A 14,130-nucleotide genomic window follows, 5' to 3' on the forward strand; every position below is an offset into this window, starting at 1 on the left:
AAGTTCAATTTCGCAAGTTTACATGGAATTATTAGTATATAAAGCTTCAGCCGGTTCTGGAAAGACATTCACCCTCGCTGTAGAGTACATCAAGCACTTGATACTCAACCCCAGAGCTTACCGGCAAATACTTGCCGTAACCTTCACCAATAAAGCTACGGCAGAGATGAAAGAGCGCATCCTGCAACAACTCTACGGAATCTGGGTAAGCGATCCGGCATCCGAACCCTACCTGAATCGTATCCGAGAAGACTTACAACGAAAAAATCTGTCTGAAGACGATATCCGTCTAGCAGCCGGAACCGCTTTACAGTACATGTTGCACGATTACAGTCGGTTCCGGGTGGAAACCATCGACTCTTTTTTCCAATCCGTGATGCGTAATCTGGCACGCGAACTGGAACTGAGCCCGAACCTCAATATCGAACTGAATAATACCGAAGTTCTGAGTGATGCTGTGGATAGCCTGATAGAGAAACTTACTCCATCCTCTCCCGTACTGGCCTGGCTACTGGACTATATCAACGAACGTATTGCCGATGATAAACGCTGGAATGTATCCAATGAAATCAAACGATTTGGCTGGAATATCTTCGATGAAGGTTATATAGAGCAAGGTGAAGGACTCCGCCAACAACTGAAAGCCCCCAATACTATCAAGCTATACCACAACGAACTGAAGGAAATGGAAACGGAAGCCTTGGAACAAATGAAAAGTTTCTACGACCAATTCATTGGCGAACTGGAAGCACATGCCCTCACACCGGAAGATCTGAAAGGTGGGGCACGAGGTATAGGCAGCTATTTTCGCAAACTGCGGGATGGGCGTTTATCAGATAAAGATACAGTAAATGCCACACTGAAGAACAGTCTGGATGATGCCAAAAACTGGGCTACCAAAACATCTGCGCAGAAGAACGAAATTATTCGGCTGGCCGAAACAAGCTTACTCCCGTTATTGCAAGATGCTGAAACTTTCAGACCAAGAAACAACAAGATCGTAAATAGTTGCCGACTGTCTCTGCAACACTTGAATAAATTACAGTTACTTGCCCATATCGACGAAGAAGTGCGTGAACTGAACCGGGAACATAACCGCTTCCTATTATCAGATACGAATGCACTGCTCCATAATCTGGTACGGGATGGGGATTCCTCCTTCGTATTCGAAAAAATCGGTGCCAATATACGAAACGTAATGATCGATGAGTTTCAGGACACCAGCCGGATGCAATGGGATAACTTCAAAATTCTACTACTTGAAGGTCTTTCACAAGGAGCAGACAGTTTGATCGTAGGAGATGTGAAACAATCTATCTATCGCTGGCGAAACGGCGACTGGGGGATATTGAACGCGCTGGGTACCAAAGATGCTTCTTTCCCTTTCCCGGTACGTGTAGAAACACTAAAGACCAACCGTCGAAGTGAAACGAATGTCATCCGCTTCAATAATAACTTATTCACCGCAGCCGTGGAATATCTGAATATGCTCCACCTGAAAGAACTGCAAGAAGACTGCTACCCCCTGCAACGGGCTTATGCAGATGTTGCCCAGGAATCGCCACGAACGGAAGCCAAAGGATACATCAAAGCCACCTTTCTGGAACCGGACGAAGAGCATGACTATACAGAACTCACCATTATCTCGTTAGGAGAAGAAGTGCAGCGGTTGCTGGAAGCAGGCGTGAAGCTAAACGATATCACCATTCTGGTACGCAAAAATAAAAATATTCCTCCCATTGCTGACTATTTTGACAAGACCATGCACCTGTCTGTCGTCTCGGACGAGGCATTCCGACTGGATGCTTCACAGGCCATCTGTATGTTGATAGATGCCTTACGCTACTTATCCAATCCGGAAGACAAGGTGGCGTGCGCATCGCTCATGATGAACTATGAATCAGGCATCAAGAAACAGGGAGGCGACTGGGACAGTTTGCTGACTGCAAGACCAGAAGATGTACTGCCCGAAGCATTCGTCACAGGTATGGAAACTCTCCGGTTAATGCCACTTTACGAATTGTTGGAAGAATTATTCAGCCTGTTTGAAATGAAGCGGATTGAAGAGCAGGATGCTTATCTTTTTTCCTTCTTCGATGCTGTCACTGAATACCTTCAAAATAATTCTTCGGACCTGGACGCATTTATCCGCTACTGGAACGAGACATTATGTAATAAGACTATCCCCAGTGGAGAAATGGACGGCATCCGTATCCTTTCCATTCATAAATCAAAAGGACTGGAATTTCATACCGTTCTCATTCCTTTCTGTGACTGGAAGCTCGAGAATGAAACTAATAATCAGTTGATATGGTGTTCGCCTACTGAAGCACCATTCAGTACACTCGACATCGTTCCGGTAAATTATTCCTCCACCATGGCGGAATCTGTATACCGGCAAAATTATCTGGATGAACGTCTGCAACTCTGGGTGGATAACCTGAACCTACTTTATGTGGCTTTCACCCGTGCCGGAAAGAATCTGATTTTCTGGTGCAAGAAAGGGCAAAAAGGTACCATGTCGGAATTATTGGCAAATGCTCTGCCACAAGTAGCCGCCCGTGAAGGTGATGAAAACTGGGATGAAGAAGAACCTTATGAAAGTGGAGAACTCTGTCCATCAAAGTACACAGAAACGGATGGCCATCTACCCGAAGCCCGTAAAGTTTCCGCCAACCGCCTTGCACAAAAGCCTGACAAACTCCCGGTACACATGGAAAGCATGAGGCATGATATAGAATTCCGACAGTCGAACCGTTCTGCGGACTTTATCCAGGGAGTTAATGAAGAAGAATCCGACAATCGCTTCATAAACCGGGGGCGGCTTTTACATACCCTTTTCTCAGCCATTGAAACAGAGGAAGATATTGATAACGCTATTGACCAACTTGTCTTTGAAGGTATTATCGGCAAACCCGAAACGGAAGAGTCAATCCGGGAACTGACCCATCATGCATTCTCGCTTCCCCAAGTTCAAGACTGGTATTCGGGGAACTGGCACCTGTTCAATGAATGTGATATCATCTGGCAGGAAAGAGGTGAACTACATACCCGCCGGCCCGACCGTGTAATGATGCGCGGCAATGAAATTGTCGTTATAGATTTCAAATTCGGAAAACAAAACAAAAAGTATAATAAGCAAGTGCAAGGATATATGCAATTGCTCACTCGCATGGGGTATCTGAAAGAAAACATAAAAGGATACCTTTGGTATGTGGAAGAAGATTTAATAGAAAAAGTATAGATACAACGGTAGTATGCAAACATTTCTCCAATTAGTAGCCCAAGACCTTTACCCAAAGATAGGAAACGATCTTTCAAGAGTAGCCATCGTTTTCCCCAATAAACGTGCCAGCCTGTTCTTTAACGAATATCTGGCAATGCAAAGCGACCGACCTATATGGTCGCCTGCCTATGTCAGTATCAGCGAACTGTTCCGGCAACTCTCCCCGTGGAAATCCGGAGACCCTATCCGGTTGGTATGCGAACTCTATAAAGTCTTCCGTGAAGAAACCCGCAGCGAAGAAACACTCGATGATTTCTACTTCTGGGGAGAATTACTTATCAGTGATTTTGACGATGTGGACAAAAATCTTGTAGATGCTGACCGGTTATTCTCTAACCTGCAGGATTTGAAAAATATAATGGACGATTACGACTTCCTTGACTCCGAGCAGGAAGAAGCTATTCGTCAGTTTTTCCAAAATTTCTCTATCGAGCGCCGGACACAGCTTAAGGAGAAATTCATTTCTCTATGGGATAAATTAGGCGACATCTATCACCATTATCGCCGTAATCTTGAAGAACTTGGCATTGCTTACGAAGGTATGATGTACCGCTATGTAATGGAGGAATTACAGCCGGATAAACTAAAGTATGAGCATTACGTTTTTGTTGGTTTCAACGTATTAAACAAAGTGGAAACCAAGTTCTTCGAACGCTTGCGCGAGGCCGGAAAAGCATTGTTTTATTGGGATTATGATGTCTTCTACACCCGCCTGCCCCGTGAAAATACACCTCCCTACACACACGAGGCGGGAGAATTCATTCTTCGTAATCTGAAAATATTCCCCAACGAATTGCCGGAAGCAGTTTTTGATACATTGCGAAAGCCTAAAAATGTACGTTTCATCTCTGCTCCGACTGAGAATGCACAAGCACGTTATCTACCGGAATGGATACGTTCCGTAACGAAAAGAGACCTACCGGAGACTCCTGTGAAAGAGAAAGAAAATGCAGTAGTTCTTTGTAATGAGGCACTTCTGCTACCTGTACTTCATTCCATCCCACATGAAGTAAAGAATGTAAATATAACTATGGGATTTCCTTTGGCACAAACACCCGTATACAGTTTCGTCAGTGCACTTATCGAATTGCAGACTACAGGTTATCGCAGAGATACAGGACGCTATCAATACGAAGCTGTACAGTCTGTACTGAAGCATCCCTATACACGTCAGCTCTCCACTTCTGCAGAAAGTTTAGAGAAACAATTAACAAGGGACAATCGATTCTTCCCTTTACCTTCCGAGCTAAAGCAAGATGTTTTTTTAGAACAAATGTTCACGCCTAAAACGGGTATTTCAGCCCTTTGTCAATACCTCACGGATATGTTACGCGAAGTTGCTGTCCTCTACCGGCAAGAACAAGAAACAGATGATATCTTCAACCAACTTTACCGGGAGTCTCTATTTAAAAGTTATACCCTCATCAATCGCCTGCTGAACCTGATTGACAATGGAGAGTTGAACATACAAATTGACACATTGAGACGTCTGCTCTGCCGATTACTTGCCACTTCAAACATTCCTTTCCATGGCGAGCCTGCTATTGGTATGCAGGTGATGGGAGTATTGGAAACACGTAATCTCGACTTTCGTAATCTTATTATGCTTTCGCTCAACGAAGGGCAGTTACCCAAAGCAGGTGGTGATTCTTCCTTTATTCCATACAATCTAAGGAAAGCTTTCGGCATGACTACTATCGAACATAAGAATGCCGTATATGCGTATTACTTCTACCGCCTGATACAACGTGCCGAAAATGTCACCTTATTATATAATACTGCTTCGGAAGGATTGAATCGCGGAGAAATGTCTCGTTTCATGTTGCAGTTCCTTGTCGAATCTCCGCACACTATCTCACGAGAATACCTTGAAGCCGGACAATCTCCTCAAAGTGGTAGAGAAATTCGCGTTGAGAAGACACCGGAAATCATAACAAGAATGCACGAAAGGTATGATGTGAACCGTCATCCGCGATCCTTATTTTCACCTTCAGCACTTAATACTTACCTGGATTGCAGATTAAAATTTTATTACCGTTATGTAGCCGGTTTAAAGGCTCCCGATGAAGTAAGCGCTGAAATAGACTCTGCTCTGTTTGGTACAATCTTCCACCGTGCAGCCGAATTAGTCTATAAAGATTTGACTGCAAACGGAAAAGAAATACGGAAAGAAGATTTGGATCAAGTGTTGCGCAATGACATAAAATTACAGAATTATGTAGATATCGCTTTCAAAGAGGAATTCTTCCATGTAGCCCTCACCGAAAAGCCGGAATATAACGGTACGCAGCTTATCAATGCAAAAGTAATCACATCTTATCTCCGCCAACTACTGCGCAACGATCTGCAATATGCACCTTTCTTTATGGAAGGTATGGAAAAGAAGGTAACGGAAATTATAGAAATCGAAACTTCGCAAGGAAAGTTAGCATTGAACATCGGTGGTACCATTGACCGTATAGATAGCAAAGATGACACTTTACGTATAGTAGACTATAAAACAGGAGGTAGTCCAAAGACACCCGAAAACATCAAGCAGCTATTCACACCTGCCGACGGACGTCCGAATTACATTTTTCAGACTTTCTTGTATGCTTCTATTATGTGCCGCAAGCAGTCATTGAAGGTAGCCCCTTCCCTACTTTATATTCATCGCGCAGCGTCAGAGACATATTCCCCTGTTATTGAAATGGGAGAAGCACGCCAGCCCAAGATACCAGTCAATAACTTTGCTTTCTATGAAGATGAATTTCGTGAACGTCTGCAAACTCTTTTGCAAGAAATATACAATCCGGAAGAAGCTTTCACCCAAACTGAAGATACCAAGAAATGTGAGTTCTGTGATTTCAGAGAGCTATGCAGGCGATAAAAAAAACAGACCGTCTGTTTGCATGAAACAGACGGTCTGTCTTTAAACAATATTTACTTTTTCAACGGGAGTGAGAAGCTGAATATAGAACCTTCACCTTTTTTGGAAGTAAACCACAACTTACCACCATTCTTCACTACAAAGTCCTGACACAAGAGTAATCCCAAACCGGAACCTTCTTCATTGTTTGTACCGAAGGTACTGAAGTGTGTATCTGTATGCAGCAGTTTCTTTTGTCCTTCTTCGTCAATACCACAACCGTGATCTTGCACACTGACTACCGCCGTACCATCTTTTTCCTCCAGTTTTACCAACACTTCAGAATTTTCGTTGCTGAACTTAATAGCATTGCTTATCAAGTTGCGTACCACGGTTTTCAACATATCTATATCTGCGGATACAGCCAATTTCTCCGGTTTCTCTTCACGGATAGTAATCTTTTTCAGACCAGCTACCATATTAAAGATATCTATCACTCCATCCACAACTTCTACCACATCAATATCCTGATATACTACATTCAACTTGCCAATCTGGCTCTTCGTCCACTTCAGCAAGTTATCCAGCAGTGAGAATACATCTTCTGTCGTCTGATTTGCCATTGTCAACAGCTCATACATCTCATCACCAATCTTTTCAGCTGGTAGATTCAGTATCAGCATGTTCAGCACCATCTTGATAGAACCCATAGGAGAACGCAAATCATGAGCAATCACCGAATAAAGTTTATCACGTCCGGCAATAGTACGTTGCAGTTCTTCGGTCTTATTCAAAATAATGCGTTTGGCAGCTACCAGCGAAATCTGGTGGGTTACACGAATAATCAGCTCTTCCTTATTGAAAGGTTTGGAGATAAAGTCATTCGCTCCCACCTGGAAACCTTTTACAATGTCCGTCGTGCTGTTTAGCGCAGTCAGGAAGATGATAGGAATATCTGCGGTCTTAGGGTTTGCTTTCAAATGCTGTGCCACCTCAAAACCACTCATATCCGGCATCATCACGTCCAGCAACACCAAATCCGGGTTTTCCTTATCTACCTGCTCTAATGCTTGCCGACCGTTACTTGCCGTAGCGATAGCAAATTTTTCATTTGTTAAGAGTACTTTCAACAACAAAACGTTGGACATCACATCGTCAACGATGAGAATCTTGTACTCAGAAGGATTTATTTCCATATTCATCTTATACTATATTGTTTTCCCGTTTATCTATTAATTTCTATAACGATATTCCTTAAAATACTCCACTATCTTCTGCAAGCCATCTTCCAATTCAATTGTTGGCTGCCAGTTCAATTTCTCTTTTGCCAGCGTAATATCCGGTTGGCGCTGTTTCGGATCATCATGCGGAAGCGGCTTAAATACCAACTTCGATTTAGATCCTGTCAATTGGATGACTTTTTCAGCTAGTTCAAGAATGGAAAATTCATTCGGATTTCCAAGGTTTACCGGGCCAATAAATTCATCCTCTGTATTCATCATTCGCACCATTCCTTCTATCAAGTCATCAATATACTGAAAGCTTCGAGTCTGATCCCCTGTCCCATAGATTGTTATATCATGGTTTTGCAGTGCCTGAACAACAAAATTAGAAACGACTCTACCATCATTCGGCAACATCCGCGGACCATACGTGTTAAAGATACGAATTATTTTAATACGAATATTGTTTTGACGATGATAATCCATAAACAAAGTCTCAGAACAACGTTTTCCTTCATCATAACAAGATCTGATGCCAATCGGATTCACATTTCCCCAATAACTTTCTACCTGAGGATGTACTACTGGATCACCATATACTTCACTTGTTGACGCTTGTAAAATCTTAGCATTCGTCTTCTTCGCCAACCCCAACATATTAATAGCTCCCAGTACGGAAGTCTTAATCGTTTTGATCGCATCATATTGGTAATGTATTGGTGATGCCGGACAAGCCAAGTTATAAATCTCATCAAGGCCTTCAATGAGATAGGGAAATTCTACATCATGATTCACAAATTCAAAATGAGAATTGTTCTTCAGATGCTCTATATTCGTTTCTACACCGGTAAATAAGTTATCCAAGCATATGACATGATGCCCTTCATTTATTAACCTTGTGCATAAGTGCGACCCTATAAACCCGGCACCTCCGCTAACCAATATTTTTTTCATGTAAGAATTTTATAATGCCCGAAGACACATGTAACCTGTTCGTTTGTTTATGTTGGCAAAAGTAGGAGATTTGGTTAACTTATGCAAGTTTGTAACCGGATATTTCACTTGTTAAGGATAACAAAAGAACATAATAGAAACAAAAATGCCCAAAATGGGCATTTTATTCTTCGGGAACCGGTGTTTCAACCGGGTTCGGAATACTAAAACTCTTGTCCGAAAACAAATCCGCCAAACCGGAAATCTGCTTCAAACGGAGTAATTCATCCCGATCCATGCCAATATTTTTCATAATCCATTGATCGGACATGCCTGCTTTATCCAACTCAGCCACAATGTGACACATCAACTCTATATTATGTGAGCCACGCGCACGATTATGCCGAATGGTAGACGCCATGCGGTTAGAAAGTTCTTTATCAATCACCACTACAGGCAGCAAACCATTTTCCCGTTGATAAATACGTTTAGAACTTCTCAACACGCTATAACGATGATATCCATCAACCAATATATAACGGTCAGTTTCATTATCGTAGTAACATACACAAGGCATCGTAAAACCATCTTCCCAAATAGAAAGTTCCAATAGTTTCATTTCAGGAGGCGCCACGATGTTGGGATTATAATCATTCGCCACTATTTTTTCCAACGGTACAGCTTTCACAGCATATACCGGACTTTGATCTACACTCATAACATCATATTTTTGAATTGTTCCATTATTTTATCTCGTTTGTATGCTTCTTCTTTGTTTAAGGCAAACCCCATATACTTGCAGGCATGATCGTTTTTCAGGATACAGACACACATTCTCTTATAAGTTGGAATCTCACGAAACTCAGAAATTTCAATATCGTCCAGATAGTCCATCTTCACAGGTTTCTTATGTGTCTTGTAATTAGTAGTATTCACTACTTCCAGCGACACACCGGCATCCCTAAGCTTTTGAATGGTCTCTTCACTAAGGCATCCGCCTTTCGTACGCCAGAATTCAATACTAACGGTCAATTTCTTCAAGTAATTACGCCGGGTACTCTCAGGCAATGTAGAAAGCAGGAACTGCATAAATTCTTTCCAGGTATACCCCTTCGGCAAGCGAACGGTTTGCCATCCCATAGCATGTGTTCCGCCATAAATTCCAGTAAAGTTCACCCCGTTCACACGGCCCACCATCTTACCCCAGGTAGTAGGGTCAATTACTTTATAAAGCCGAAGACTTTCCTGAGCTTCACATAGAAATGGACTTGCTACACGTTGACGTTCAATGTTAACGCCAGCTTTATAATATAAATCATATAAATGATTATAATCCCATCCGAATTTTCCATTAGCCACCCAGATATCCGTCGTTTTCCAATCGAATATAGGATATGCATTGAAAATATCGTTTCCTATCTTAGAAGTCCAACGATAATTATGATACATTTGATATTTCCGCGCAAGATGAATACTGCGCCAGCGATTGAAGCTCTCCTGTGTACGAATACCGATTAGAAAACAAGAACGAACCGCATCTCTTTTTTCATGCAACCACTTGGCAAAGTGCATTTGGAATTCATAGTCCCACATTGCATCGGTATAAAAGGGAAAGCTCTTTACGTCCATACTTCCCTTTGGCATCTGCCGCACCCATATTTCTTCCATCTCCGGATCCCAGGGACGCCAGTAATTCTGATACATAGAGGTACAAGTAGTGACTTTAAAAGGCACACACACTCGATAGACTTCCAAAATATCCTTGTTTGCCTCCAGAATACGGTCTACATAATCAATTGTCATGCTATACTGGATTTCATAATCCATATGGTAAACACAAAGTTTCCGCTTGAGATTATTGCGCCGGATATAGTCAATACACAAGTTCAGTAATACACCACTATCTTTCCCTCCGGAAAAAGACACGCAGATGTTATCGAACTCCTTAAATATAATATGTAGCCGTTCTTGTGCTAATTCATATACATTCTTCTGAGCCTCCCCCATTTTTAATTCTCCTTATTCATTTTCACATAGCGCTTCCACTCTTTCTCTACTGAAAAGCCTAATTCCTTAAATATCTCCTGATGCTCTACAAATGTAACTGAACTCAAATATTTATCTTTATCCATTTTGGCTATGACCTTTTCTAAAAGAGCTTTTAATACTTCTGCATTATTATTCCTTATATAATAGTTATTAATAACTGCTTCCCGCTTTTTATATTCCAGCGGTATAAAACCTACAACTTCTTTTCCATCCACTGCAACAAACCACACAAAACTTTCCGACGTACGGAAAGGATAATTATAGTTCTGTTTTAAGACTTCCGGATTCATTACTAAAGGAGCTACAAGTTGATACAACCGTTTCTCCGTACCTTGCAATTCTATTATTTGCGTCATAGCTATCTGTTATTTATTATGGTTTGAGTTTAATTCCCACATAAAATAGTGCAGACAAAATTAAATAAAAAAAGAATAGAGACAATAAAGAATCAAGAAAATTAATAAAATTATATTTATTAAACACATTATCTTAAACTACAGTATATTTCTATAAAATTACTTATTGGGGTTGCATATCAAGGTAGTTACCGCAAACTGATGTACTATTCGGCACCGCAATATATCAACAATAGAAAATCAAAACGGGTTGACAAGGGAACTCACATTCTGACACTTTGCATTTTTAATCTATTGAGAATCCCATATTCCCGGGTTGATACCCACAAAGATGAAAATACGCCAATAAAAAATGGCAAGAAGCAGATTTTGAGATAAATATCGAAATCATGACATTTTTTTTTAGAATGAAATATCCCCTGAAAAGTGCACAAACAAGCATATAATCCGGATGCCGTAACCCTTTTACCTATAAGTAGTAACCTTTTTACCTGTAAGTAGTAACCCTTTTACTTGTAAGTAGTAACCCTTTTACCCATAAACAATAACCTTTTTTGCATAAATCCCCTGAAATCCGGAAAAATATGCAGAAAATGCGCATTATTATTATTCGTCTATCCAAAAAATACGCCGGAATGCGATTATTTTTGAAGTAACAAGTCAGGAAAATAAAGAATACTGTGACAGAATGACACAAATTTCTTTCCTATGGTAACACTTTCTAAAGACTATAAATTATCAGATTTCCTCTAATGCATAATATTGATAATCACGGAGAACTGTTTGAAGAAACTGCTCTTGATTACCATCACGGGGAGTTATGGTAAGAAGTTCCTGGACTTTCTTTGCCAATTGTGCAATGCGGTGCACACGATCCTTCTTACCGTCCTGCAATGTCCGGGTAATAACATTTATTTGCTCCAGCGACAAATCGGCTGCTTGTGGATAAGTGGGACGATAATCTTTCGTCAGATAATCAAACTCATCAAGGCTGACATGGATCTTGCGATAGTTCTGTTCTTTGATAACCATGGTCCCGGCTGCAAGATCCCCCATCCGCTGACTGTTCTTCGTTAATAGTACCACCAATAGTCCGAAACCACCGGTAAGCAGACTATCAATCGGAAAAAGAAGCCAACGAAGCAAATAAGAACTAATGCCGGGCGTAGAACCGTCTGCCTTCACTACACGAATGTTCATCAGATTTTTCCCGAAACTTCGTCCATGATTGAACATTTCACATAGAAACGAATAGCCTAATACCGGCAGATAGACTACAATCATAATAAGAATCATTATAAAATCCGATGAGATTCGGAGTGTAGAAAGCAGGGTAGCCGTTGCATATACATAGAAGCCTATCAGAATAAAATCGATCACCAACGCAATGAGTCGCTCACCAATACTCGCAGGTGTTTGGCTGATACGAACAAATTGCCCGGTAATAATTGTAGTTTCTGCCATTTCTGATTAAACATTTTTTGTATATCGTTGCAAATATATCATTATTCTCTTACTTTTGTTATTGATTTCAGACAAAACTTATTTGAAACCTTTGGAAAAGCATGAAAGAAGTAACGTTTATCCGTCGGAATATCGATAAATGGAAAGAAGCCGAGAAGGTAGTGGAGCAAGCAACAAACTTGTCTCCCGACCGGCTTGCCGATGTATATACGGACCTCACTGCCGATCTGGCGTTTGCACAAACGCACTTTCCTACTTCACGTATTTCCATTTACCTGAACAACCTTGCTTCTGCACTACATAACAAGATTTACCAGAACAAACGTGAGAAATGGACGAGGATCATCACCTTTTGGACACAAGAAATCCCACAGATCATGTATGATGCCCGTCGGGAACTATTGGTTTCATTGATCATTTTTACCGTCAGCGTGCTGATTGGGGCAGTTTCTGCTGCGGGTGATCTCGATTTCGTCCGTTTGATTCTGGGGAACGGCTATGTGGACATGACCTTAGATAACATAGCCAACGGTGAGCCAATGGCAGTGTATAACGGCTCTTCCGAAGTTCCTATGTTCCTGGGAATCACACTAAATAATATTATGGTTTCTTTCTATTGCTTTGCCATGGGAATCCTAACAAGCTTTGGTACAGGATATATGCTTTTCAATAATGGAGTTATGATCGGCGCATTCCAGATGTTCTTTTTCCAGCATGACTTACTTTGGGAATCCATGCTTGCCATATGGCTGCATGGGACACTTGAAATCTGGTCTATTATTGTTGCCGGAGCTGCCGGACTGGCTTTGGGCAATGGATGGCTTTTCCCCGGAACATATTCAAGACTGGAATCGTTCAAAAGAGGAGCCAAAAGAGGAGTGAAAATAGTTGTAGGTACAATCCCCATATTCATAATGGCAGGATTTATCGAAAGTTTCATCACGCGCCATACCGAATTACCGAATATACTGAGACTCAGCCTGATCCTCATTTCTCTTGCATTTATTATATTCTACTATATTTATTTACCTAATAAGAAACGACATGGAATCACAAAAGCCTAAAATTGCAATGTATGTGAAACGCTCTTTCGGAGAGAAGTTAAATGCATCTTTTGATTTTATAAGGGAGAACTGGAAGCTGATGCTAAAGTTTACCACATATCTGCTTTTACCACTCTGTCTCATCCAAGCCCTAAGTCTAAATGGTATGATGAAAGGGATGGAAAGTATAGTGGAGGGCATGGATATTTCTTCCGATACGGCTCTCCTTATCTCATTCCTCTCATACTATGGCTTGTTTGCACTTCTTCTCATAATAGGAATTGTATTGCAAGCTTCGCTGATATATGCAATGATCCGAACCTATAATGAACGCGAAGAGCGCCTGCAAGGTATTACCTTGAAAATGCTGACACCTTTGTTGTTCCATAACATCAGAAGATTATTCATCATTGTACTTTTCGGATTACTATTAACAGTATGTGTTAGTTTTATATTAGGCGCTTTAAGCGTCATGTTCTTCCCTATCACGTTTTTATTTGCTCTCATTGCAATAGTTTTTGCCGTGCCACTTGCCCTCTGGGCACCTATCTACTTATTCGAAAATATTTCCATAATGGAAGCATTTAAGAAAACTTTCCGTCTGGGCTTTGCTACCTGGGGAGGTGTCTTCCTTATTTCTTTAGTCATGGGAATCATAGCCGGCATACTACAGGGAGTCACCTTGGTGCCCTGGTATGCAGCTACAATTGTAAAAATACTCTTCACTATGAGTGACGTAGGAAGTGAAGCAACCGTATCAGTAGGATATAGTTTCATGCTCTATCTACTGGCAGTAGTGCAAGCATTCGGTGCTTATCTAGCAATGATTTTCACATTTGTGGGATTAGCCTATCAATACGGGCATGCATCCGAAAAGATGGATAGTGTAACGATAGAAAGTGACATTGATAACTTTGACAAACTCTAA

Annotated in this window: 10 protein-coding genes; 4 read left to right on the forward strand and 6 right to left on the reverse strand. The window is 41.2% G+C overall.

Annotated features, from left to right (window positions below):
* The first annotated feature begins 22 nt into the window (after positions 1-22).
* On the forward strand, positions 23-3,244 hold the full coding sequence (locus tag BACINT_RS11150; RefSeq protein ID WP_007663049.1) for a UvrD-helicase domain-containing protein: 3,222 nt from the start codon (positions 23-25) through the stop codon (positions 3,242-3,244).
* Positions 3,245-3,257: 13 nt separating this feature from the next.
* Positions 3,258-6,155 (forward strand): PD-(D/E)XK nuclease family protein, encoded by a 2,898-nt coding sequence (locus tag BACINT_RS11155; RefSeq protein WP_007663050.1) that lies wholly within the window; start codon positions 3,258-3,260, stop codon positions 6,153-6,155.
* 53 nt (positions 6,156-6,208) lie between these two features.
* On the opposite strand, the gene BACINT_RS11160 is transcribed toward BACINT_RS11155, so the two are convergent.
* The 6 genes from BACINT_RS11160 to BACINT_RS11185 form a co-directional block, all read right to left on the reverse strand.
* Entirely contained in the window at positions 6,209-7,336 is a 1,128-nt protein-coding gene (locus tag BACINT_RS11160; RefSeq protein WP_007663051.1) for an ATP-binding response regulator, read from the reverse strand.
* Positions 7,337-7,366: 30 nt separating this feature from the next.
* Positions 7,367-8,311, reverse strand: coding sequence for a UDP-glucuronic acid decarboxylase family protein (locus BACINT_RS11165; protein ID WP_007663052.1), 945 nt, complete (start codon positions 8,309-8,311; stop codon positions 7,367-7,369).
* A 163-nt stretch (positions 8,312-8,474) separates the two neighbouring features.
* Entirely contained in the window at positions 8,475-9,008 is a 534-nt protein-coding gene (locus BACINT_RS11170) for an IbrB-like domain-containing protein (RefSeq protein ID WP_007213864.1), read from the reverse strand.
* The gene (locus tag BACINT_RS11175; RefSeq protein WP_007663055.1) at positions 9,005-10,297 is read right to left on the reverse strand and encodes a DUF3440 domain-containing protein; all 1,293 of its coding nucleotides are present in this window, start codon (positions 10,295-10,297) and stop codon (positions 9,005-9,007) included. The genes BACINT_RS11170 and BACINT_RS11175 overlap by 4 nt, the downstream gene beginning before the upstream one ends.
* A 2-nt stretch (positions 10,298-10,299) precedes the next feature.
* Complete coding sequence (locus tag BACINT_RS11180) at positions 10,300-10,695, reverse strand: hypothetical protein (protein ID WP_007663056.1); 396 nt, start codon at positions 10,693-10,695, stop codon at positions 10,300-10,302.
* 738 nt (positions 10,696-11,433) lie between these two features.
* On the reverse strand, positions 11,434-12,159 hold the full coding sequence (locus tag BACINT_RS11185; protein ID WP_007663057.1) for an RDD family protein: 726 nt from the start codon (positions 12,157-12,159) through the stop codon (positions 11,434-11,436).
* 101 nt (positions 12,160-12,260) lie between these two features.
* On the opposite strand from BACINT_RS11185, the gene BACINT_RS11190 reads away from it, so the two are divergent.
* Both BACINT_RS11190 and BACINT_RS11195 read left to right on the forward strand, forming a co-directional pair.
* Positions 12,261-13,223 carry a stage II sporulation protein M gene (locus BACINT_RS11190; RefSeq protein WP_007663059.1) on the forward strand — a complete coding sequence of 321 codons (963 nt, stop codon included), beginning with the start codon at positions 12,261-12,263 and terminating at the stop codon, positions 13,221-13,223.
* Positions 13,204-14,130 carry a hypothetical protein gene (locus BACINT_RS11195; RefSeq protein ID WP_007663060.1) on the forward strand — a complete coding sequence of 309 codons (927 nt, stop codon included), beginning with the start codon at positions 13,204-13,206 and terminating at the stop codon, positions 14,128-14,130. The genes BACINT_RS11190 and BACINT_RS11195 overlap by 20 nt, the downstream gene beginning before the upstream one ends.

The organism is Bacteroides intestinalis DSM 17393, assembly GCF_000172175.1.
Lineage (GTDB): Bacteria > Bacteroidota > Bacteroidia > Bacteroidales > Bacteroidaceae > Bacteroides > Bacteroides intestinalis.